General features: G+C 67.5%; 22 protein-coding genes. 14 read left to right on the plus strand and 8 right to left on the minus strand.

The genetic code is table 11. The annotated features are described in order from the left end of the window. Window positions 1-37 precede the first annotated feature (37 nt). Window positions 38-1,024 carry a YVTN family beta-propeller repeat protein gene (locus ACO2RJ_RS04505; RefSeq protein WP_423266821.1) on the minus strand — a complete coding sequence of 329 codons (987 nt, stop codon included), beginning with the start codon at window positions 1,022-1,024 and terminating at the stop codon, window positions 38-40. Window positions 1,025-1,093: 69 nt separating this feature from the next. Then, window positions 1,094-2,338, minus strand: coding sequence for an ABC transporter substrate-binding protein (locus ACO2RJ_RS04510; protein WP_423266822.1), 1,245 nt, complete (start codon window positions 2,336-2,338; stop codon window positions 1,094-1,096). 359 nt (window positions 2,339-2,697) lie between these two features. Here ACO2RJ_RS04510 and ACO2RJ_RS04515 point away from each other — a divergent pair, with 359 nt between their 5' ends. Genes ACO2RJ_RS04515 through ACO2RJ_RS04530 form a run of 4 tightly spaced genes read left to right on the plus strand, consistent with a single transcriptional unit; the run spans window position 2,698 to window position 5,725 of the window. Further along, complete coding sequence (locus ACO2RJ_RS04515) at window positions 2,698-3,219, plus strand: DUF3280 domain-containing protein (protein WP_423266823.1); 522 nt, start codon at window positions 2,698-2,700, stop codon at window positions 3,217-3,219. Continuing rightward, a complete protein-coding gene (locus tag ACO2RJ_RS04520; RefSeq protein WP_423266824.1) occupies window positions 3,216-4,220 on the plus strand; it encodes an ABC transporter substrate-binding protein in 1,005 nt (334 codons plus the stop codon). Before ACO2RJ_RS04515 ends, ACO2RJ_RS04520 begins: the two co-directional genes overlap by 4 nt. A gap of 9 nt (window positions 4,221-4,229) precedes the next feature. Continuing rightward, the gene (locus tag ACO2RJ_RS04525) at window positions 4,230-4,985 is read left to right on the plus strand and encodes an ABC transporter permease (RefSeq protein ID WP_423266825.1); all 756 of its coding nucleotides are present in this window, start codon (window positions 4,230-4,232) and stop codon (window positions 4,983-4,985) included. Beyond that, window positions 4,982-5,725 (plus strand): ABC transporter ATP-binding protein, encoded by a 744-nt coding sequence (locus ACO2RJ_RS04530; RefSeq protein WP_423266826.1) that lies wholly within the window; start codon window positions 4,982-4,984, stop codon window positions 5,723-5,725. The genes ACO2RJ_RS04525 and ACO2RJ_RS04530 overlap by 4 nt, the downstream gene beginning before the upstream one ends. Before the next feature lie 175 nt (window positions 5,726-5,900). On the opposite strand, the gene fae is transcribed toward ACO2RJ_RS04530, so the two are convergent. Beyond that, window positions 5,901-6,413, minus strand: a complete 513-nt coding sequence (gene fae / locus ACO2RJ_RS04535; protein ID WP_423266827.1) for a formaldehyde-activating enzyme — start codon at window positions 6,411-6,413, stop codon at window positions 5,901-5,903. 394 nt (window positions 6,414-6,807) lie between these two features. Here fae and ACO2RJ_RS04540 point away from each other — a divergent pair, with 394 nt between their 5' ends. From ACO2RJ_RS04540 to ACO2RJ_RS04570, 7 genes are all read left to right on the plus strand, one after another. Continuing rightward, complete coding sequence (locus ACO2RJ_RS04540) at window positions 6,808-7,023, plus strand: hypothetical protein (protein ID WP_423266828.1); 216 nt, start codon at window positions 6,808-6,810, stop codon at window positions 7,021-7,023. A gap of 280 nt (window positions 7,024-7,303) precedes the next feature. After that, window positions 7,304-7,747: a hypothetical protein gene (locus ACO2RJ_RS04545; protein ID WP_423266829.1), complete on the plus strand. Its 444-nt coding sequence runs from the start codon at window positions 7,304-7,306 to the stop codon at window positions 7,745-7,747. Window positions 7,748-7,779: 32 nt separating this feature from the next. Further along, window positions 7,780-8,028: a histidine kinase gene (locus tag ACO2RJ_RS04550; protein WP_423266830.1), complete on the plus strand. Its 249-nt coding sequence runs from the start codon at window positions 7,780-7,782 to the stop codon at window positions 8,026-8,028. 76 nt (window positions 8,029-8,104) lie between these two features. Next, a complete protein-coding gene (locus tag ACO2RJ_RS04555; protein WP_423266831.1) occupies window positions 8,105-9,742 on the plus strand; it encodes an ATP-binding protein in 1,638 nt (545 codons plus the stop codon). Next, window positions 9,739-10,422, plus strand: coding sequence for a response regulator transcription factor (locus ACO2RJ_RS04560; RefSeq protein WP_423266832.1), 684 nt, complete (start codon window positions 9,739-9,741; stop codon window positions 10,420-10,422). Before ACO2RJ_RS04555 ends, ACO2RJ_RS04560 begins: the two co-directional genes overlap by 4 nt. A gap of 143 nt (window positions 10,423-10,565) precedes the next feature. Then, window positions 10,566-11,234, plus strand: a complete 669-nt coding sequence (locus tag ACO2RJ_RS04565) for a hypothetical protein (protein ID WP_423266833.1) — start codon at window positions 10,566-10,568, stop codon at window positions 11,232-11,234. Then, window positions 11,231-11,584 carry a hypothetical protein gene (locus ACO2RJ_RS04570; RefSeq protein ID WP_423266834.1) on the plus strand — a complete coding sequence of 118 codons (354 nt, stop codon included), beginning with the start codon at window positions 11,231-11,233 and terminating at the stop codon, window positions 11,582-11,584. The genes ACO2RJ_RS04565 and ACO2RJ_RS04570 overlap by 4 nt, the downstream gene beginning before the upstream one ends. Window positions 11,585-11,683: 99 nt before the next feature. On the opposite strand, the gene ACO2RJ_RS04575 is transcribed toward ACO2RJ_RS04570, so the two are convergent. Both ACO2RJ_RS04575 and ACO2RJ_RS04580 read right to left on the minus strand, forming a co-directional pair. Then, window positions 11,684-12,553, minus strand: a complete 870-nt coding sequence (locus ACO2RJ_RS04575; protein WP_423266835.1) for a quinoprotein dehydrogenase-associated SoxYZ-like carrier — start codon at window positions 12,551-12,553, stop codon at window positions 11,684-11,686. 123 nt (window positions 12,554-12,676) lie between these two features. Then, entirely contained in the window at window positions 12,677-13,771 is a 1,095-nt protein-coding gene (locus ACO2RJ_RS04580) for an ATP-dependent DNA helicase (protein ID WP_423266836.1), read from the minus strand. A 417-nt stretch (window positions 13,772-14,188) separates the two neighbouring features. Here ACO2RJ_RS04580 and ACO2RJ_RS04585 point away from each other — a divergent pair, with 417 nt between their 5' ends. After that, window positions 14,189-14,533 (plus strand): hypothetical protein, encoded by a 345-nt coding sequence (locus ACO2RJ_RS04585; RefSeq protein ID WP_423266837.1) that lies wholly within the window; start codon window positions 14,189-14,191, stop codon window positions 14,531-14,533. Window positions 14,534-14,645: 112 nt separating this feature from the next. Here the strand turns inward: ACO2RJ_RS04585 and ACO2RJ_RS04590 are convergent, their stop codons facing one another. Together ACO2RJ_RS04590 and ACO2RJ_RS04595 are read right to left on the minus strand one after the other, a co-directional pair. Further along, window positions 14,646-16,451, minus strand: coding sequence for a pyrroloquinoline quinone-dependent dehydrogenase (locus ACO2RJ_RS04590; RefSeq protein WP_423266838.1), 1,806 nt, complete (start codon window positions 16,449-16,451; stop codon window positions 14,646-14,648). A gap of 98 nt (window positions 16,452-16,549) precedes the next feature. Further along, window positions 16,550-17,506 (minus strand): DMT family transporter, encoded by a 957-nt coding sequence (locus ACO2RJ_RS04595; RefSeq protein WP_423266839.1) that lies wholly within the window; start codon window positions 17,504-17,506, stop codon window positions 16,550-16,552. A 190-nt stretch (window positions 17,507-17,696) separates the two neighbouring features. On the opposite strand from ACO2RJ_RS04595, the gene ACO2RJ_RS04600 reads away from it, so the two are divergent. Together ACO2RJ_RS04600 and ACO2RJ_RS04605 are read left to right on the plus strand one after the other, a co-directional pair. Continuing rightward, window positions 17,697-18,107 (plus strand): VOC family protein, encoded by a 411-nt coding sequence (locus tag ACO2RJ_RS04600; RefSeq protein ID WP_423266840.1) that lies wholly within the window; start codon window positions 17,697-17,699, stop codon window positions 18,105-18,107. 36 nt (window positions 18,108-18,143) lie between these two features. Continuing rightward, the gene (locus ACO2RJ_RS04605) at window positions 18,144-18,629 is read left to right on the plus strand and encodes a VOC family protein (protein ID WP_423266841.1); all 486 of its coding nucleotides are present in this window, start codon (window positions 18,144-18,146) and stop codon (window positions 18,627-18,629) included. Between the two features lie 66 nt (window positions 18,630-18,695). Here ACO2RJ_RS04605 and ACO2RJ_RS04610 read toward each other — a convergent pair whose 3' ends face one another. Further along, window positions 18,696-19,880, minus strand: coding sequence for an asparaginase (locus tag ACO2RJ_RS04610; RefSeq protein WP_423266842.1), 1,185 nt, complete (start codon window positions 19,878-19,880; stop codon window positions 18,696-18,698). Window positions 19,881-19,983: the final 103 nt, after the last annotated feature.

Here is a 19,983-nt window from a genome sequence, read left to right on the forward strand (position 1 = left end):
AGGCGGCATGTAAGGCGGTCCGCGCGCCTGTCGAGCGTTATGGGATCGCCACCGCCCCCCAGGGGGAGCGCCCGACCGTGACCGACTTCGTCACCTTGTCGGCCGCGACGTCAATGATCGAGACGTCGTTGGAGTTGCCGTTCGTGGTGTAGAGCTTGCTCTCGTCCGGCGAGAAGGCGAGCTGCCAGACCCGCTGCCCGACGAGGAGATACTTCTTCACCTCATAGGTCTTCACGTCCACCACGGCCACGCGGTTCGCCGGTCCCAAGGCGACGAACGCCCGCGACCCGTCTTTCGTGATCCGCACGCCGACGGGCTGGATCGCGTCCGCGGTCACGCCAGGGATCTTGAACTCGATGCGCTTCACCACCTGATGCGTGGCGTTGTCGATCACCGAGACGGTGCCCCCGACCTCGGCCGAGACCCATGTGAACTTGCCGTCCGGCGTGAACTCGGCGAAGCGCGGGCGGCTGTCGACCAGCACGTTCTCGACGATCTCTTTTTTCTCCGTGTCGATGAAATGCGCCATGTTGGTGGTCTCGGAGGTGCTGACCAGCGTCTTGCCGTCCGGGCTCACGCCCATGCCCTCCGGCTCGACGCCGACGGGGATCTCGGAGATGACCTGGCCCGTCTTGGTGTCGACGATCGTGACCAGCGCGTCGTCCTCGTTCGCGATGTAAAGCGGGCTGCCGGAGGGATGCAGGATGAACAGCTCCGGATCGGGGCCCGAAGGCAGCGTGCGCACCAGCTTGAGCGTGTCGGCGTCATAGACCTCGACGCGATTGTCGTCGCTCGCGCAGACATAGATCAGCTTGTTGTCCGGGCTCGCCAGCACGCCGCGCGGGCGCCGGCCGGTCTTGATCGTGTCGATGATCTTCAGCGTGTCGGTGTCGAGCACCGTCATCGTGTGGTCGCGCTCGTTGGTGACGAACAGCTTGCCGGCTTCGGCCGGCACGGCAGCCGCGAGCGACGCGACCGCCAGGGCTGCGGCGAGCGCTGCCCTGCGGGGACGGAGAGGGATCATGCGGTGTCTCCTCAAGGCGAAGCGCGGCTCAAACGGGCGCGCGTTCTTGTTCTGCGCCGGAACGCCGGCTCACGGGGTCGTCGGGAACCGACACTGGCTTTCCGGCTTGTCGAAGCCGATCGTGTCCAGCGGATTGCTCTGGTGCAGAAAGCCCTCCTGAGGAGCCGTCGACACCAGCGCGGCCGGCTGGGCGAGGACGATCGGCTGCCGCAACTGGTGGTCCCAGGGTCGATAGGAAAAGGACTTGCCCTTGAAGCCGGCGAGTTCGAACCGCGGGCCGAAGATGTACTCGCGAAGCGTCTTGACGTCGTCGGACTTCACGCGCGCTCCGGTCTCGCCGATCGTACGCATCGCGAGCCACATCTGGAAGTCGAGCGGCCGCATGCCGCGCTTCGCGTGGCGGTAGAACCGGTTCTGCAGCTGCGCCGCGCCCCAGCTGTCGACGGTCTCGTGCCAGGTGACGGGCGTCAGGCCCGCGGTGCCGGCGGTGAGTTTCGGATTCCAAGAGCGATAGGCGATGAGATCGCCGAACTCACCGAGTTCGTCGGCGATGACGATGACGTCGGAATCGATGTCCTGCGTGAAGACCGGGATGACGTCGCTGCCGGACTCGCGTACGTCCGGACCGAAGCTCCACGTCTTCTCCCCGACGACCTTCGCCCCGAACTTCTTCGCCGAGCGCTTGACGTCGTCGGCGTAGAGCCTGTCCTCGGCGCGCCGCCCGATCAGCAACGTCCATTTCGACCAGCGCTTGAACACGAGGTACTGAGCGAGGGCGTCGGTCAGCATCGCGCGGTTGGGGGCGACGTGAAGGACGTTGTAGCGGCAGTCCGCCTGCCGCAGCCGGTCGTCGGTCGCGCCCGCGTTGAACAGAATGACGTCCTTGTCCTTCGCCGCGTCGGCCATCTTGAGCAGGACGTCGGCAGGGACCGCCAGCACGATGAACTTGGCTCCGCTGGCGAGGATGCGGTCGAAAGCCGGCATCGGATCCTCGCCGAAGGGCACCAGCTCCTTCGCCGTGATCACGTAATCCTGCTTCAGGAACCGCCCGGTGGTGTTGTTGTCGATCACGCCGAGCTCGGCGCCCGCGATCCCGTCATCCTCGGGCGGACGCGTGACCAGATTGTTCCACCACGGCGGATTCTGGGGGAACTGCCGCAACACGGCGAACTTGAACTGGACGGGCTGCGGCGCGTTCTTGGGCGCGGCGCCGGGGGTTTTCGGCGCGTCGGTCGGGGCGGCCTCCTGGGCCGCGACGCTCGTCAGCGCGAGGGCCGCGGCGACGACGGCGCCGGCGAGTGCGCGCAGGATCACGGCGCAAGCCGCTTCGCAGACGACAGGTGGATCATCGAGCCTCTCCCAGAACGGCGGTCTTGGGCCGCCTTGTCTCACGAGCGGAATGTTTCAGGGACCGGAACGTTCAGCCATGAGACGGAGCGCCGCGCATAAGAGCGCGTGTCGCGGCCCGAAGGGCAGATCGCCCCGGCCCTTTGAAATCATAGCGTTCCCGTCTCGAATGCAAGGCATAAGAAAATAATAAGTTCTGACATTTGCTTGATATGCCCGTATGCAGTTGCAACTTTATCCTTGGAGCGCGGGATAAGTGGGCGACGCTTCGCTTGCAAGCTGCGACCACACAAGAAACGATGGAGGAATGAGGGCCGATGCGCCTAATGTTCATACCTACGTTCGCCGTCGCTCTGGCCGCCGCGACAATGTTCGGCGGAGGGGCGCATGCCGCCCCGCTCAAGGCCGCCGTCTTCAATTTCGAACTTGTCGACTCCAGCCAGGAAGGTGAAATGGATGGCGTGCGCGCGGACCAGACGCGCCGCTTGGGCGAGACGACGAGCCAGGTCCGTGACGCTCTCAAGGCCGCCGGCGTCGAGCTCGTGGACCCTTCCGGCGCGAACGAGCAGCTGAAGGACGTCAAGGCGCTGTACGAGTGCCTGAAATGCGCTCAGAAGGCCGCTCAGACGGTAGGGGCCGACCTCGCGGTCATCGGGCATGTGCAGAAGGTCTCGAACCTCATCCTGAACATCAACGTCCAGATCGTCGACGCCAGATCGGGCAGAACCGTCAGAGGCGGCAGCGCCGACATCCGGGGCAACACCGAAGAGTCGTGGACGCGCGGAACGAAGTATCTCATGAAGAACACCATCCTGAAGCAGCCGCTGACAGCCGACGGCGCTCCATGAGCTTCCTCGGTTCATATCTCGATCGCCGTCAGGCGCTGACCTGGGCCGCCGCGACGGCGATCGCGGCGAGCCTGCCCCTGGCGGCGCGCGCGGAGGGCAAGCCGCTCAGGCTCGCCACTCTGAAGTTCGGGACGGTCAACTGGCTGCTCGACACGATCCAGGGCGAAGGCTTCGATTCGCGCGAAGGCTTCGAGATCGAACGCGTCGAGCTCGCCTCCACGCAGGCGCTCACCGTCGCTCTGCAGGCCGGCCAATGCGATCTGACCGTCAGCGACTGGCCATGGGCGATGCGTCGCCGCATCGACGGCGAGCCGTTCCGCTTCGCTCCCTATTCCGCGGCTTTGGGCGCGCTGATGGTGGGAAGGGACTCGAAGATCGCAACGCTGTCGGATCTCAAGGGAAAGAAGCTCGGCGTCGCCGGCGGTCCGCTCGACAAGAGCTGGCTGCTGTTCCGGGCCCATGCGCACAAGGAGGTCGACGGCGACATCGCGGCCATGGTCGAGCCGGTGTTCGGCGCGCCGCCTCTGCTCTCCGAGCAGCTGCGCCTCGGTCGCATCGACGCGATCCTGACCTTCTGGAATTTCGCCGCCCGGCTCGACGCGGAAGGCTACCGCCGCCTGATCGACGTCGCCGAAGTCATGGAGCAGCTCGGGCTGACGCCGCCGCCGCCTCTGGTCGGCTTCGTGTGGCGCGATACGCTGCTCCAAGACTCCGGCGCGCAGGTCGAGGGCTTCTTCCGGGCGGTCGCCGCGGCGAACGAGACGCTGAAGACTTCCGACGCGGCCTGGGACCGCCTGAAGCCGCAGATGCAGCTGTCCTCCGACGCCGAGTTCCTGCGGCTCCGCGACTATTTCCGGGCGGGCGTGCCCGGACCGTGGGGACCTGCCGAACTCGCGTCGGCTCAGAAGCTCTACGGGCTTCTGAGCGACCTCGGCGGCGCCGAATTCGTCGGCCCCAATCCCAAATTCGATCCGGCCCTGTTCTGGTCTCCTAAAGTCTGAGTGTCGGCGATGGCGGCGGCGGCGACGAGACTCGGCTGGTGGGCGGCGTCGCTGGGAGCGTTCGTCCTGGCGTGGCAGTTCGCGGCCATGATCTATGGCGAGCCCAAGCTCCTGCCGACGCCCGCTCTGGTCGGAGCGTCGCTCGTCAATCTCGCCGAGACCGGGGCTCTCTTCAAGAATCTGGCGATCACCGTCGCCCGCGTCGCCGCGAGCTTCCTGCTCGCGATGGCGCTCGGATCGGCGCTCGGCATCGCGATGGGAATGTCGAGGACGGTCGACCGCTTTCTGGGGCCGTGGGTGGTCGTGTTCCTCAACCTCCCGGCGCTCGTCATCATCATGCTTTGCTATGTCTGGTTCGGTCTCGTGGAGTCGGCGGCCGTGGCGGCGGTCGCGATCAACAAGATCCCGAACGTCGCGGTCACGCTGCGCGAGGGCGCCGCGGCGCTCAGCCGCGATCTCGGCGAGATGGCGTCGATCTACCGCTTCGGACGATGGAAGACGCTGCGCCATGTCATACTGCCGCAGCTCGCGCCCTATTTCGCGGCCGCCGCCCGTTCCGGCCTGGCGCTGGTCTGGAAGATCGTGCTGGTGGTCGAGCTTCTCGGCCGCCCGAACGGGGTCGGGTTCGAAATGCAGACCGCCTTCCAGCTCTGGGACGTGGCGGCGATTTTGGCCTATGCGCTGGCTTTCGGCCTTATCGTGCAGGCGATCGAGCTCGGCGTCCTTCAGCCCTGGGAGCGCGCGGCGAACAGGTGGCGCCGATGACCGGCCTCACGGTCGACATCGCGCGCAAGGTCTTCCCGGCCGAGCACGGCGCGCCCGAGCGCGCGCTCTATCAGGATTTTCATTTCGAGGTCGCCGACGGCAGTTTCGTGGCGCTGCTCGGCCCCTCCGGACTGGGCAAGACGACGCTCCTCAACATGATCGCCGGCGTCGACCGCGATTTTGAAGGGCGGGTGTCCTTCTCGTCGGGCGTCCGCGAGCCGCGCATCGGCTACGCCTTCCAGAGCCCGCGGCTGCTTCCCTGGCGCACGGTGCTCCAAAATGTGACGCTGCCTTTGCCGCGCACGGCCGAGGCCGAGGCGAGGGCGCGGTCCGTGCTCGCGGAGATGGGGCTCGGCGACGCGAGCGGGGTCTATCCCGAACGTCTGTCGCTCGGGATGCAGCGCCGCGTCGCGCTCGCGCGCGCCTTCGCCCTTGAGCCGCATCTGCTGCTGATGGACGAGCCCTTCGTCTCGCTCGACGAGAGCACGGCGGAACGATTGCGGGACCTGCTCGCGGAATTGATCGAGCGGCGGCCGACGACGGTCCTGTTCGTGACCCATGACAGCCGCGAAGCCGTGAGGCTGGCCGACCGCGTGGTGGTGCTGGCCGGGCCGCCGGTTCGAATCGAGCGTGACGTGCGCGTGGAGCTGACGCCGGACAAGCGCCGCCAGTCGGGCGAGATCGACCGGGTGAGGAGCGTGGTCACCGCGCCGCCTTCGGCGGCGGCCGCCACCGCGTGAACGGACCCACATGGCTGAGGCGACCAGCGACGGCCAGATACGGATACGGCCCGAAGCTTGCGCTTCGGGCCGTCGCCGACAGTCTTACTTACTTACCAAATAAGATGGCGGCCAACCGCTGGAGCAGGCCTGGAGGCTTTGCTGCAGGCGGAGTCTGTCCAGGGTGGTTTCCGCTCTAAGCGTTCGAGGCGAAGGGGTGCTTCGCAGTCGCCGACTGGGCGACGACGTCCTTGGCCTTCGGCTCGCCATTGATGGCGCGCTTGATGGATTCCTTGACCGCTTCGTAGTTGTACTGCTGGATCTTGGCGTCATCCGCCGCTTCCCAGTGGATGAACACGCCGACGCAGATGAACAGGTCGTCGGCTTCGTCCTCGGGGATCGTGCCGTCGGCGACGCAGTCGACGACCGCCTTGGCGACGCCGTACTGCGCCGGGCCGAACATCTGGACGGCCTGACGGGCGTCCTTGATGGTGACCTTGTTGAACAGGATCGTGTTCGGCTTCGCGAGCAGGTTCGGCGTCACGACCGCGAGGAGCGAGGTGAAGCCGTCCTTGTTGTTCGTCAGCGCGGTGACGAACGCCGTCTCCGCGGACGAACCACGCGGGCCGATGATCAGGTCGATGTGAGCGACCTCATTGCCGTCGCCGACGAGCGACTCGCCGATGAGCGTCTTGGTGATCTTCGCCATAGAGATAAAACCTCCCAGTTGAGCCGTGGTGTCGCCGCCGGGCGAGGGGTGGGATGAAATGACCGGCGGCCTATGCCCCCGACTATCGTTGCGTCTGCGTTCGGATGGGGCCGAACCGGTTGGCCGGATAGCGCAGTGTCAGGACATGAGGCGCGCACACTAGTCGGGACCGGCGCCGCACGGCAAGCGCTTCTTAGAGATAACGCGTCGCGCCGCCGCGCCGCCGTGACGCACGCCTGTTGCGCCCAAACCGCACTAAGCGTCCTTCGGGCGCACTGCAACACGAATGTGTTGCGATGCACAATTCCGAGCGTAGGCTGTGTTGGCCGCGGCGCGACTCGCGCGCGGGCGGCCGATGCGGCGCCGTCCGCCGCGCATCGCTGGAGCGGATGCCATGGACCTCGTCATCCTTGTGTGCCTCGTCGCGTCTCCGCAGACGTGTCGCGAAGAGCGCGTTCTCGTCAGCGTCGAACAGTCCGATTCCCGCATGTGCATGGCCGGCGCGGTTCCGATCATCGCGGAATGGGCGGGCGGCCACCCCGAGTGGCAGATCTCCCGCTGGAGGTGCGGATCGACCTCCGACAGTCGCGTCACGCGCAACTTCGGCTGAGGGCTCAACCGAGCTAAGAGAAACTTCATAAGAAAAGAATAATATTCCCAAATATAGACGCGAAGCTTTCCGGTCACTAGTCTTTTCAGCGCTCGTCGGAGCTTCGGCGGGACGGGCGAACCGGACAACGTCGCGCGGGCGGGCCGCCGGCCGAGCGCAGGGAGCGAACGGCGTTCGATTCGAGCGCCGGTTGGGACAGGGCGCGGACTGGAATGGCCCCCCGTCGCGTTGCGTGGATAAGAAGGACCCGACAACAGGGTCTCGAAGCGGGAGAGTTTCAATGATCAAGCGGATCGTCGCGCGCGCCGGAACGGTCGGCGCGCTGCTTTGCCTCGTCCTCGCCACGCCGGCGGCGTCCGTCGACCTGGCGAAGGGTCGACAGACCCTGCCCGACCTCGTGCTCGGCGCCGAGAACGGCGAGGACTACGCCGTCAGCCAAAAGGACTATGAGCTCGAATCCGGCAAGGCCTACCAGCTCGACATCGTCTCGAAGGGCGGCAAGGAGTACAAATTCTTCGCCCCCGAATTGTTCAGGCACATCTGGATCAACCAGATCGTGATCAACCACCTCGAGATCCACGGCCCCGGATCTCCGCATCATCTCGAATGGGACGACGAAGGCGCGATACGGCTCGAGTTCGTCGTGATCCGGCCAGGCCAGTTCAAGTGGTGGATCGACGGGCTCGAGAGCAAGGGCATGACCGGCACGTTCAGCGCGAAGTGAGCGGCGACTCTATGATCGGGGGAGATACGACCATGACCAGGATCCTCGCCGTCGCGCTTGCGGCTTTCATGCTCAGCCCGGCCGCGGCGCGCGCCGACGACGCGGCGGAATGCGACGCCGGAATCGCGATGATCTCGGCCGAGATCGCCAAGAAGCATCCGCAGAAGACGGCCGACAGCCTCGCCACCGCCCTGCGCGTGGCGAAACGCGAACAGGGCGAGAAGGAGTATGACGAGTGTCTCGACGCGGTCGCGGACGCCAAGAAGGCGCTCGGACGATGACGACCGCGCGCCCGTCGGCGTCGATCCGGGGCTGACCGAAGCCCTTGCCGGCTCCGGTCGCGTGGGAGTCTGACTCATGTGGCGCCACGTCTTCCGCTCTCTGCGAATCAGGATGGCGATCCTTGTCGCCGCCGTCGTGGCCGTGACGGCCGCCGCGGCGATCGCGACCGTGTGGACGTTCACGATCGCCGACGACCACGTGAAGGAGCTGGCTGCGGCCCAGCGTCGGCTGGAGCACCTGTCCGCGATCTCAAGCCGCGTCGGCGATTACGCCCTGATCGCGTTGCAGACCACGCAGTCCCACGCCAACCAGAGCGACGAGCTCTCTTTGCCGCGCAAGCGCGTCCAGGAGGCGTTCAAACGGCTGGACGACGAGATCGGCCACGAGGTCTCGCGGCAGTCCGATGAGTCGGCGGCGGCGCTCATCAACGCCCGCAGCCGGGTGGTCGCCTATATGCGCGCCCGGTTCGACTTCCTCGACCGTCAGACCATGCAGGCGATCAAGGACGCGCGCGGCGGGGCGGAAGGCGGCGACGTCAGGGTGAAGGTCGCGATGGACCTGTTCGCCAGCAGCTTCGGCCCGTCCCTCGGGCAGGCGATCGAGGAGGAGCGTGCGGCGTCGAGGCGGGCCGAGGCCGCGATGTCGGACCTCCGGGCCAAGCTGATCCCGAACGCCGTCGTCGCGGTGGGTCTCGCCGCGTTGATCGCGGCGCTGCTCTACCGGACCGTGGCGAGCCCTCTGCTGGCGCGCCTGTCGGAGGTCGCGAGCGCCGCGTCGGATATCGCTCGCGGACGCACGGACATACGGCTGTCCGTGCGCGGCCATGACGAGCTTTCTTTGCTGATGATGCGGTTCAACCGGATGGCGGCGCAGCTCTCGCGGCGGGAGAGCCGGCTGATGTCCGCGCAGCTGCGCCTGCAGGAGACGGTCGACGCACGGACCGCGGAGCTCCGCAGCGCGAATGAGCGGCTGTCGGAGATCGATCGCGCCCGCCGCCGGTTCTTCACCGATGTCAGCCACGAATTGCGCACGCCGCTCACCGTGATCCTCGGGGAGGCCGACGTGACGCTGCGCGCGGCCGATCCGCCCGCCTCCGACCTGAAGACCGCGCTCGGCACCATTCGCTCGCGCGCGCGGCGCCTGCACCGGCGGGTCGAGGACCTGCTGCGGGTCGCTCGCTCCGAGAGCGGGCAGCTGGAGCTCGAATTCAAACCTGTCTCCGTCGCCGACATCGTCGAACAGGCGCGTGAAGGCATAGCCCCGCAGGCGCTCGCCGCCGGGCTGACGCTGCTCTCGGCGCGCGACAGCTCCGAACCCGTGATCGAGGCCGACGCGGACTGGCTGCGTCAGGTGATCGAGGGTCTGATCGCCAACGCCGTCCGGCATTCCTCGAACGGCGGCTCGATCCGGCTCGACGTCCGGCGCGAGGCGGACGGAGGAGCGCTGGTGTCCGTCGCCGACGACGGCGAAGGCATCCCGGACGCCGATCTGCCGCACGTCTTCGAACGCTTCTATCGGGGGGTCGGGAGGTCCGAGCGATCCGGCTCCGGCTTCGGGATCGGCCTCGCCCTCGCCCGATGGGTGGTCGAGCGGCATGGCGGAACGATCGCCATCGAGAGCCGCGCCTCGGCCCCCGGCCGGCGCTCCGGCACCACCGTCACCATTCGTCTGCCCGCGCTCGCGCCCCGCCTCGCCTTCGGAGCCGCCTCATGACCATCCTGATCGTGGAAGACGACGCCGATATCGGCTCGGTCCTGAGGCGAGGTTTCGCCGCCGAGGCCTACGAGGTCGAGCTCGTCGGCGACGGCGAGTCCGCGCTCGCGGTCGCGACGGGAAAATCGCTGTCGGCCATCATCCTCGACGTGATGCTGCCGGGCCGATCCGGGCTCGAGGTCTGCAAGGCGCTGCGGGCGGCCGGCCAGACGGCGCCGATCATCATGCTGTCGGCGCGCTCGAGCGTCTCGGACCGGACGGAAGGCCTACTCGCGGGCGCCGACGACTACCTCGTCAAGCCGTTCGACTTCGAGGAGCTGCTGGCGCGGGTGCGCGTCCAGGAGCTCAAGCGGGAGAACAGCGGCGCCGATCAACGCCATCTCGTCGTCCACCCCGTGGATCTCGATCTCGACACCCGCACCGCGACGACCGCCGACGGCTCGGCCCGGCTGACCGAGCGCGAGGTCGATCTTCTCGCTCTGCTGATGCGCCACGCCGGCGAACCTCTCAGCCGCGCCGACATCTTCGCGGCGCTGTGGGCGGGTCATGGCGGCGCCTCGCTCAACGTGGTGGACGTCTATATAGGCTATCTCCGCCACAAGCTGGGCGAGGCGACGCCCGATGGCGGCCGCCTCATCGTGACGGTTCGCGGCAGGGGCTTCATGTTCGCGCCATCGTGAGGGCCGCACACGGTCCGCACGTCATATTGCCGCCGGCAGCGTCGGCGATGCATTATAAGGCCGAGATAAGGGGCCGCCGCCGTCCGGCGCTGCGCGGGACGCGCTCGCGGACCAAGAGCCCCCATCCGAGAGGAAGGCTTTCAATGTCGATGTTTACCCGCGTCGCCGGCGCCGCGATGGCCGTCGCTCTGGCCGCGGCGCCTGCCGCCGCCGCGCCCTCCGCCGTCGATCTCGTGTTCTACGGACCCTATCTGGCCAAGCTCAGCGACGGCTCCGAACTCAACTACCATTTCGCGCGCACCGCGGACGACCCGAAGCTTGACCCCTCGTTCGAGGACAGCGTGAAACTGCGCGTCGCGCCGGACGGCAAGGCGGAAGCGGTGATCGTGGACCTGTTCTCCGACAAGCGCGCCTACTCGATCGGCCCGATCGCGCGCAGCGGCAACCCGGTGGTCATCGCCGTCCTGGAGAACGATATCCGCGAGATGCAGAAGGTGCTCGGCGGCAGCCCGTATTACATGCGGAACCGGATCATGGACGCGATCCGGGCGGGCGAGCAGGTCGAGGCGACGACATTCGACTACGATGGGCGAAGCGTCGAGGGATGGAAGGTCACGCTGAAGCCGTTCCTGCGCGACCAGAACCGGGACAAGCTCGGCGCCTATGCGGACCGCACCTACGAGATCACCTTCTCCGAAGGCGTGCCGGGAGGGCTCTACGCCCTAAAATCCGTCACCCCGAAGAGCGGCGGCGACAAGCCGCTGCTTGTGGAGGAACTGACGCTGCAACCCGGCGCGGAGACGAAAAAATGATCGCGAGGACGTTGATCGGGGCGGGACTGGCGCTGGCGCTTTCAGTCGGGCAGGCCTCCTCGGCGGAGGTCGGCGACGATTATTCGACAGTGGATAAGGCCGACTACATCTTCGGCTGCATGGCGGCGAACGGCCAGACGCGGGAGTCGCTCGAGCATTGCGCATGCTCGATCGACACGATCGCGACGATCCTGCCTTACTCCGAGTATGAAGAGGCCGAGACGGTCCTGCGGCTCAACAAGGTGGCGGGGCAGTCCTCCGAGCTGTTCCGCACGAGCGCGCAGCTCAAGGACAAGGTCGCCAATCTGCGCCGCGCGCAGGCTGAAGCAGAGATCAAGTGCTTCCCGTGATCGGGCGGGCCTGACCGGCCGGCCGGGAACGCAAAAACGAAAAACGCCGGCCCATTCAAGCCGGCGTTTTCGATTGCGGACGCCGTTGACCTGCTTGCGTCAGATACCGCCGGACTTCGCCGCGTCGCCGCCCTTCAGCGCGGCCTCGAAGCTCTTGCCCTGGGTGTCCGTGCCCGTCATGGCCAGCGCGACGCCGGGCTTGGCGGGATAGCTGAACTGGATCATGGGGTCCTCGCTGAGCGAGATCCCGCCGTCCATCGTGAACACAGTCTCCTCACCCTGCTTGACCTCGATGTGGTTGACGAACCAGGCCGGGATGTACGACCGGTCGATCACGTTCATCTGAAGGCCCGAATAGTTCGGGTGCCGGATCATGAGCTGTGCGCGGTCGAACGGCGTCGCGGTCTGCTCCGGCTTCGGCGCCGCGGCGTTCGCCGACACGGTGCGGAACCGGGTCTGGCCAATGCGGTTGACCGCCTCGTCCTGATCCTTGAGCGCCGGCGCCGAACACCCGCCGCTCGCCTTCACGAAGCGGCCGTTCATGAACAGGCTGCCGTCGTCGGTCTCGATCACGGCGCGGACCGTCGAATAGGCGTTGACGCGCAGCCGGGTGGAGAGAGCGAACTCCTTGCGCTTCTGCCCGAGCGTGAAGGCGGCGGCGATCGGGGAGGGGTTCTCGTCGACGACCAGCGTCACCTTGGAGATCGTGCGCGTGTCGCCTTCCGGCAGCGTGACCTCGACGTCGATCGGGACGACGGCCGCATCCTCAGCGCGGTAGGGGCCGTCGATCTTAATGAAGCCGGATCCGTCGGCGATCGGCTTCGGCCCGAACGCATCCTCCTTGAAGGACGCGAAGGTCGCGTCGGTGTTCTGCTCGGCGGCGGCGGGGCCGGCCCACAGCGCGAGCGCGCCGACGACCAACGCCGCAGCGCGCAGCGTGGAACGAGGGTAGGGGACAGCAATCGACATCAGGCGTCTCCCGGTAGGACTAAGCGCTCTTGGCGGCGCCTCGGCGCGCCGCATCCTGCGACGCTCTCTCGGCGCGTAATATGCGCCCAGCGCGATCCTTCGGCAATCGGATCCGACATGTGGTCAGCGCACCACGGTGACGCGCTTCGCGGCGCGGGTGAGCCCAGTGTAGAGCCAGCGCGCGCGGTGCTCGCGGAAGGCGAAGCTCTCGTCGAACAGCACGACGTCGTCCCACTGGGACCCTTGCGCCTTGTGGACGGTCAGCGCGTAGCCGTAGTCGAACTCGTCCGACTTGCGGCGCTGGGCGAAGGGGATCGACTCCGGGTCGCCCTCGAAGAACGCGCGCAGCACGGAGACCGAGACGGAGCGGCGCGCGCCCTCCTCGTCGGGTAGCAGGTCAAGCTTCACCTTCACCCCGTCGGCGCCCTTCAGGCGCTGCACGGTCCAGACGCCGCCGTTGAACAATCCCTTCGTCTTGTCGTTGCGCAGGCAGACGAGCTTGTCGCCGACCGCCGGCAGAGGATCGATCAGGCCTTTGATCTCGCGCAGCCGGCCGTTGTAGAGGCGGCGCGTCCGGTTGGTGCCGACCAGAACCTGATCGGCCTCCGTCACGTCCTCCGTCGTGATGTCGCGGCGTGAGACGATGCGGCTGTCGCCGTACTGGCCGGGCTCGAGTTCGCGTCCCTCGCGGACGTCGAGCGACATGCGGATGATGGGGTCGTCGGCCGCCTGGCGATGGACCTCGGTGAGCATCGCGTCCGGCTCGGCGTCCGTGAAGAAGCCGCCGCCCTTGACCGGCGGAAGCTGGGCGGGGTCTCCCAGCACCAGCACCTTCTTGCCGAACGAGAGCAGGTCGCGGCCAAGCTCCTCGTCGACCATCGAACATTCGTCGATCACGATGAGGTCGGCTTCCCCAGCGGCGCCGTCGCGGTTGATCGCGAAGGAGGGGCCGTCCTCTTCGGTCCCGGCGCGCGGGCGGTAGATCATCGCGTGGATGGTGGTCGCGCCGGCGCAGCCCTTCGAGCGCATCACAAGCGCAGCCTTGCCCGTGTAGGCCCCGAACGCGACGTCGCCGTCGAGATCCTCGGCGAGATGGCGGGCGAGCGTGGTCTTGCCCGTTCCGGCGTAGCCGAACAGGCGGAACACCTGAGCGCGCGGCCGCGCCAGCCACTCCGCGACGGCCTTCAGCGCCTGATCCTGCTGGGGCGACCAGCGCATGACGCGATCCTTCTCCGCTTGCCCGCGCCGCCTTGTACCGCGAGTCGCCGCGCTCCGGGCCAGCGCGGACCACGACGCGCCGGCTAACAAATCAGCAGGCTTTTAGTCCTAGATTCAATCTAGGTAATGATACCCATGATCTGCAATTGTTCTCAACATTTTCGCGGAATCCGTTTTATCGAACAGCTCCGGCTCTAAGCATATTCAGGCTGGTCGTCGGCGAGGCTGCAAGAACGATCACGGCGCCGTCAGACGATCGGAAGCCGGGATCACAAGCCTGTAGATCCATTGAAGACGTCGTATCGGATCCAGAAATATCTTCCGGCGCAATTCAGGACCTCAGTCGCGTCGACGATGCTGTCGTCGACGAACAGGGAAGTTTCGCGCCTCAACAAAAGACAAGTGGAGGACAAAGAGATGCGTTTGGCTTATGCGAAGACCGCCGCTGTGGCGGCCGCGGTGACGATGTTGGCGGCCGGCCCGGCCCTAGCGGTGACGGTGACCAACCAGAGCGACAAGAGTCATGAGGTGACGGTCGACCTTGGCGACAAGGAGCCGAAGACCACCATCGAAGCCGGCAAGTCCGCCAAGCTCGACTGCGCCGGCGGCTGCGAACTGCGCGTGACGGGCATGGGGTACGGGCTGCCGGGCGCGCCCGGCGAGAAGCTGGTGATCGGCAAGGACAGCATCCTGGCCTATGAGGGCCAGAAGACCGAGGTCGAAGCGCGCAACAGCGCCGACGGGAAGTCGTCCGCGAACTGACTTTTGGTTCCGGCGGCGACGCGGGGAGCGCCCCCTCTCCCGCGTCGCCTCAGCCGCCGCCCCCGGGCGGCGACGCGCGCTAAGTCCGCCTAGCGGCTCGCGCGCAGAGACGTCAGTCCGGAAGGCCGAAGGCGATTACGGCACCGCCTTGGCGGAACCCCCAGATCTGGCTGCCGCCGGCCGCGGCGGCGACATATTGCCGGCCGTCGACCGCATAGGCGATCGGCGGCGCGTTGACTCCGGCGCCGCAGTTGAACCGCCAGAGCTTCTCGCCGCTTGAGGCGTCGAACGCCGCGAGGTCGCCGTCGCCCTCGCCGTTGAAGACGAGGCCGCCCGCGGTCGCCAGCACGCCGCCGATCAGCGGCCTCGGCGTGGTCTGGCGCCATTTGATGCGGCCGCCGGCCTTGAGATCGATCGCGGCCAGCACGCCGTAGGTTCCGTCCTTGACCGGCTCGATGCTGAAGAACCGCACCTCCGGCTTGTCGCCTTGCGCCGGCAGCGTCTGGGCCCGGTAAGTGGCGGGCCAGTGCATGGCCGCGACGAAGGCGACGCCGGCCCTGGCGTCCACCGAAGCCGGCGACCAGTTCACGCCGCCGCCGACGCCCGGCGCGATCACGATCCCCTCCGCCGTCGGCGCGCGGAACAGGTTCGACTGCGGGACATAGGGCTCGGATTTGAAGAGCAGTTTCCCGGTGGCGCGCTCGTGGACGAAGTACCAGCCGAGCTTGGACGCCTGACCCACGACCTCCGTCGGCCGTCCGTCCACGTCGAGCGAGAACAGCGAGGGCGGGCTCGCGACGTCGTAGCCCCACATGTCATGCGGGACCTGCTGGTAGTGCCAGACGAGCTTGCCGGTCTTCGCCTCGATCGCCACCAGCGATGAGGTGTAGAGGTTGTCGCCCGGCCGGCTCTCGCCGGCGGACTGCGGCGACGGGTTGCCGATTCCGAGAAACAGCAGCCCGGTCTTCGGATCGAGCGCCGGCGCATGCCAGATCGAGCCGCCACCGAACTTCCAGGCGTCCTTGTGGGCCGGCGCCGCGGCCTTCTCGGCGGGGATGTCGCGATCGAGGCGCACCCCGTAGGGCGTCTCCTGGCGGAACTCGCCCTCCCAGTCCGCCTGCGTCGTGTCGAACGTCCAGACCGGCTTCCCGGTCTGCGCGTCGAAGGCTGCGAGAAAGCCCGGCCGGCCGTAGCGTCCGGCGACGCCGACCACCGCGCCGAGCGGCGCGCCCGGCCGATCGCTGTCGAGGTGCAGGCCGTAGCCAACGCCGGTGATGCCGACGATCACCTTGCCGTCATAGACCAGGGGCGCCGAGTTCGCGCCGATGCCGGTCGCGCCGGACACCTCGCCCTTGAGCATGAGATCGCCCTGGCCGAGCGACGCGCGGTCCTCGCTCGGGCCGTCGTCGGCGGCCTCGGCGAGCTTGACGTCCCAGACCGGCTTGCCCGTCGCCTGATCGAGCGCGACCAGCCGGGCGTCGACGGTCGCGACATAGACCCGACCGTAGCCGAGGGCGACGCCGCGGTTCGCCGGTCCGCAGCAGAGCTTCTTGGCGGTCGCCTTGTGCTCGTAGCGCCAGCGCTCGACGCCGGTCTTCGCGTCGATCGCGATGACGTGGGAGAACGGGGCTGAGAGGTACATCACCCCGTCCGCCACCAGCGGCGTCGTCTGGAAGGTCGCGGCGTAGCCGGTCTGGTAGATCCACTTCGGGACCAGACCCTTCACGGTCCCGACGTTGACCTGGTCGAGCGGCGAGAAGCGCTGATTCCCGTAGTCGCGCCCCGGCAGCACCCAGTTCGCGGCGTCGCCGTCGGCCGCGGTCAGCCGCGCGTCGTCGATCGGCGCGGCGGAAGCCGCGGTCGCGATCGAGGCGGCGAGGATGAGCGTCAATCCGAGACAGGCCAGTTTCCGGCGCATGGGCGTCCTCCGATCGGGCGGAGGAAGAGACGCCAGCCGCAGCGCGTCCGCAAGCCCGACGCGCGCCATCCGTCCGTGTTGGCTCGGACGCCGCCGGATCAGGCGAGCGGGGTGGGGGCGGCGACGGTCGCCGGCTCGTGGCGGGAGCGCTCGCGCTTCAGGGCGTAGAGGCCGGACGCGACGATCAGGGCGGAGCCGGCGAGCGCCAAAGCGTCGGGCCGATCGCCCCAGACGAGGGCGCCCAGCACGAGCGAGCCGAGGATCACGCTGTAGCGGAACGGGCCGACGACGGCCATGTCGCCGGATCGGAACGCCAGCACGATCGTCATGTTGCAGAGCACGACGAGACAGGCGGCGACGGCGAGGAAGACGAGGTCGCCGGGGCCGGGCATGACCCATGTCTCGGGCTGCGCCGCGCCGAGGCCGAAGCCGACCGTCGTGACGGCGATCGTCGCGCCGAGCGTCACGACGAACGAGGTCGCGTCCTGCGGCATCCGCCGGGTGACGAGGTCGCGCACGGCGACGATCGCAGCCGACAGCAGCGCGAGCGCCGCATAGGCGTTGACGCCCTGCGTGGACGGGCGGGCGATCAGGAGAACCCCGCCGAAGCCTACGGCGACCGCGAGCCAGCGGCGCCAGCCCACCTTCTGCCACCCGAGCATGACGGCAAGCGCCGTCATGATCAGCGGTGTCGCCTGCATGATCGAGGTGAACTCCGCGAGGCCGAGATGGGCGAGGGCGCTCATATAGGTGAAGCACGCGGCGGCCTCGAGGGCCGAGCGCAGCATCACCGTCGGGCTCGCCACAAGCTTCAACCGGTCGCGCTGGCCGAGGACGCAGATGACGAGGAAGGTGAGGGCGATCGCCATCAGGCCGCGCAGGCCCATGATTTCATGCGCGGGCAGCCGCGCCGAGGCGAGCTTCACCACGGTGTCGTTGGCGACCTGAAAGCCCATGCCGACGACCATGGCGATGACGCCGCGCGTGGTGGGGTCGAGCGTGGAGGCGCGGCCGGACAGGCTGAGATCGGAGAACGACATTGTGGGGAGCGGCATGCGATCGGCTGTGGGAGGCCCTCATGTAGCCGGATCGACGTTAAGGCGCGTTAGCCTTACGCCCGCTCATTGCGCATGGCCGGCATGCGTGCGGTCGCCTCATGCGCAGCTCCGGCAAGAAAAATGAATCGGTTGTCGGATCTCGCGCGCCCGGTTCGTCCTGGGACCGCACGACCTGGAGGAGACCCCAATGACGCAACTCATCTTCGTCAATCTGCCTGTCGCCGATCTCGCGCGTTCCGTCGCGTTCTACGCGGCCGTGGGCGCCAAGAAGAACCCGCAGTTTTCGGACGACACGGCCGCGTGCATGGTCTTCTCCGAGACCATCCACGCGATGCTGCTGACCCATGACAAATTCAGGCAGTTCACGACCAAGGCGATCCCGGACGCCAAGGCCACGGCGCAGGTGATGATCGCGCTGTCCGCCGAGAGCCGCGAAGCCGTCGACGCCCTCGTAGCGGACGCGGCGGCCGCCGGCGGCTCCCCCGATCCGATTCCCGTTCAGGACCACGGGTTCATGTACGGCCGGAGCTACGAGGATCCGGACGGCCACATCTGGGAGGCGGTGTGGATGGATCCCGCCGCCGTCGCCGCCGCCTGAGCGACCGCGATCAACCTGCATTCTAAGGAAGTCACGATGTCCAAGATCGCGCCTTGCCTATGGTTCGCGACCGAGGCCGAGGAGGCCGCGAACTTCTACGTCTCCCTGCTGCCCGACTCGCGGATCGACGTCGTGCACAGGAACGTCCTCGAGACGCCGTCGGGACCGGTAGGCAGCGTGCTCTTCATCGAGTTCACGCTGGCCGGGCAGCGCTTCCAGGCCCTCAATGGCGGCGAGCGCATCCCCTTCAATCACGGCGTCTCGTTCTCGATCGACTGCGCCGACCAGGCCGAGGTGGACCGGCTGTGGGACAGACTGGCCGAGGAAGGGACGCCGAAGCAGTGCGGGTGGATTCACGACAAATACGGTCTGGCCTGGCAGATCGTGCCGCGCGCGCTTCTTCAGATCCTGGCGCGTCCCGACAAGGCGGCGGCCGCGCGCATGACGCAGGCGATGTTCGGGATGGTGAAGCTCGACGTTGCGGGCCTCGAGGCCGCCGCGCGGGGAGAGGCTCCCGCCTGAGCCTCGAACGTTCGCCGATCAATTCCGGCCGGACGCCGTTCCTGCGCCGCCCGGCCGCCGCGGCGCTCAGTACTTGTACAAGATGTCCTGCAACTGCTTGGTGTCGCTCGTCTTCATGAGGGCGAGCGACATCAGGATGCGCGCCTTCTGCGGGCTCTGGTCGGCGGCGACGATCCAGTCGTTGTCGTCGTCCTTCTCCTCGCCGTTGCGCACGACCAGCCCGCTGCCAGTGCGCGTCGCGCGCACGACGATCTCCTTCTCCCGGACCTTCTTGAGCGGCTCCTCCATGTAGTCGGCGACGCTGCCGTTCCCCGTGCCGGCGTAGATCAGCGCCTTGCCGCCGAGGCCGGCGATGGCGTCGAGCGCCTTGGGGTCCATGGTGACGTGGGCGTAGAACACGTCGACCTTCGGCAGCGCCTCGATCTGGTCGATGTCGAACTCCGTCGCCATCGTGTGCGGCCGGGCCGGCAGCCGGTAGAAATAGGGCTTGCTCTCGACCACGACTCCGAGCGGACCGTACAGCGACTTGAAGGTCTCGACCTTGAGCGCGTTGGACTTCGTCACGTCGCGCGCGGAATGGATCTCGTCGTTCATCACGACCAGCACGCCCTTGCCGCGCGCCTCCTTGGCGGACGCCACGACCGCGGCGTTGTAGAGATTGAGCGGGCCGTCGGCGCTCAGCGCGGTGCCTGGCCGCATCGCGCCGACGATGACGACCGGCTTTTCGGTCTTCAGCGTCAGGTTGAGGAAGTAGGACGTCTCCTCGATCGTGTCGGTGCCGTGCGTGATCATGACGGCGTCCACGTCGGGCTGCTTCACGAGCTCCGAGACCCGGTGGGCGAGCTTCAGAAGCCGCTCGTCGTTGAAGCTCTCGGAGCCGATCTGGAAGATCTGCTCGCCTTTGACGTTCGCGACCTCCTTCATCTCCGGCACGGCGGCGATGATCTTGTCGACCGCGACCTTGGCGGAGTCGTAGTCGCCGGTGTTGACGCTGGAGGCGCCGGCGCCTGCGATCGTGCCTCCGGTGCCGATGATCACGATGTTCGGCTTGGTCGTGGCCTGGGCGGCCGGCGGAGCAGCCTCCTGGGCGAAAGCGGCCGGCACGGCGCCGAACAGGGCGATCGCGACGGCGACGCTCCGATAGATCCGCGCGGCTCCACGGCGGCCGTCGTCTTTGTGTCCCGTCCGAAGCGTCGGCGAGACGCAGCCCTGCGCCGTTCCGGATGGCGCTTTTCCGATCGCGTGTGTCACCGTCTCACCTCCTCGTTGCCAGCGGGTTCGGCGGCGAACAGCCGGCGTCGTCCGGCCGCGCGTCGCCGAGAGCCTACAGTGACCCGACTGACTTAAGTCGGAC

The sequence above is a fragment of the Hansschlegelia sp. KR7-227 genome, from assembly GCF_049446035.1.
In the GTDB taxonomy this organism is placed as follows: domain Bacteria; phylum Pseudomonadota; class Alphaproteobacteria; order Rhizobiales; family Methylopilaceae; genus Methylopila.

What these genes read in the sequence shown, in the direction of transcription:
- ACO2RJ_RS04505 (WP_423266821.1), bottom strand. Translation starts at nt 1,024, where the DNA reads ATGATCCCTCTCCGTCCCCGCAGGGCAGCGCTCGCCGCAGCCCTGGCG.
- ACO2RJ_RS04515 (WP_423266823.1), top strand. Translation starts at nt 2,698, where the DNA reads ATGTTCATACCTACGTTCGCCGTCGCTCTGGCCGCCGCGACAATGTTC.
- ACO2RJ_RS04520 (WP_423266824.1), top strand. Translation starts at nt 3,216, where the DNA reads ATGAGCTTCCTCGGTTCATATCTCGATCGCCGTCAGGCGCTGACCTGG.
- ACO2RJ_RS04525 (WP_423266825.1), top strand. Translation starts at nt 4,230, where the DNA reads ATGGCGGCGGCGGCGACGAGACTCGGCTGGTGGGCGGCGTCGCTGGGA.
- ACO2RJ_RS04530 (WP_423266826.1), top strand. Translation starts at nt 4,982, where the DNA reads ATGACCGGCCTCACGGTCGACATCGCGCGCAAGGTCTTCCCGGCCGAG.
- fae (WP_423266827.1), bottom strand. Translation starts at nt 6,413, where the DNA reads ATGGCGAAGATCACCAAGACGCTCATCGGCGAGTCGCTCGTCGGCGAC.
- ACO2RJ_RS04540 (WP_423266828.1), top strand. Translation starts at nt 6,808, where the DNA reads ATGGACCTCGTCATCCTTGTGTGCCTCGTCGCGTCTCCGCAGACGTGT.
- ACO2RJ_RS04545 (WP_423266829.1), top strand. Translation starts at nt 7,304, where the DNA reads ATGATCAAGCGGATCGTCGCGCGCGCCGGAACGGTCGGCGCGCTGCTT.
- ACO2RJ_RS04550 (WP_423266830.1), top strand. Translation starts at nt 7,780, where the DNA reads ATGACCAGGATCCTCGCCGTCGCGCTTGCGGCTTTCATGCTCAGCCCG.
- ACO2RJ_RS04555 (WP_423266831.1), top strand. Translation starts at nt 8,105, where the DNA reads ATGTGGCGCCACGTCTTCCGCTCTCTGCGAATCAGGATGGCGATCCTT.
- ACO2RJ_RS04560 (WP_423266832.1), top strand. Translation starts at nt 9,739, where the DNA reads ATGACCATCCTGATCGTGGAAGACGACGCCGATATCGGCTCGGTCCTG.
- ACO2RJ_RS04565 (WP_423266833.1), top strand. Translation starts at nt 10,566, where the DNA reads ATGTCGATGTTTACCCGCGTCGCCGGCGCCGCGATGGCCGTCGCTCTG.
- ACO2RJ_RS04570 (WP_423266834.1), top strand. Translation starts at nt 11,231, where the DNA reads ATGATCGCGAGGACGTTGATCGGGGCGGGACTGGCGCTGGCGCTTTCA.
- ACO2RJ_RS04575 (WP_423266835.1), bottom strand. Translation starts at nt 12,553, where the DNA reads ATGTCGATTGCTGTCCCCTACCCTCGTTCCACGCTGCGCGCTGCGGCG.
- ACO2RJ_RS04580 (WP_423266836.1), bottom strand. Translation starts at nt 13,771, where the DNA reads ATGCGCTGGTCGCCCCAGCAGGATCAGGCGCTGAAGGCCGTCGCGGAG.
- ACO2RJ_RS04585 (WP_423266837.1), top strand. Translation starts at nt 14,189, where the DNA reads ATGCGTTTGGCTTATGCGAAGACCGCCGCTGTGGCGGCCGCGGTGACG.
- ACO2RJ_RS04590 (WP_423266838.1), bottom strand. Translation starts at nt 16,451, where the DNA reads ATGCGCCGGAAACTGGCCTGTCTCGGATTGACGCTCATCCTCGCCGCC.
- ACO2RJ_RS04595 (WP_423266839.1), bottom strand. Translation starts at nt 17,506, where the DNA reads ATGCCGCTCCCCACAATGTCGTTCTCCGATCTCAGCCTGTCCGGCCGC.
- ACO2RJ_RS04600 (WP_423266840.1), top strand. Translation starts at nt 17,697, where the DNA reads ATGACGCAACTCATCTTCGTCAATCTGCCTGTCGCCGATCTCGCGCGT.
- ACO2RJ_RS04605 (WP_423266841.1), top strand. Translation starts at nt 18,144, where the DNA reads ATGTCCAAGATCGCGCCTTGCCTATGGTTCGCGACCGAGGCCGAGGAG.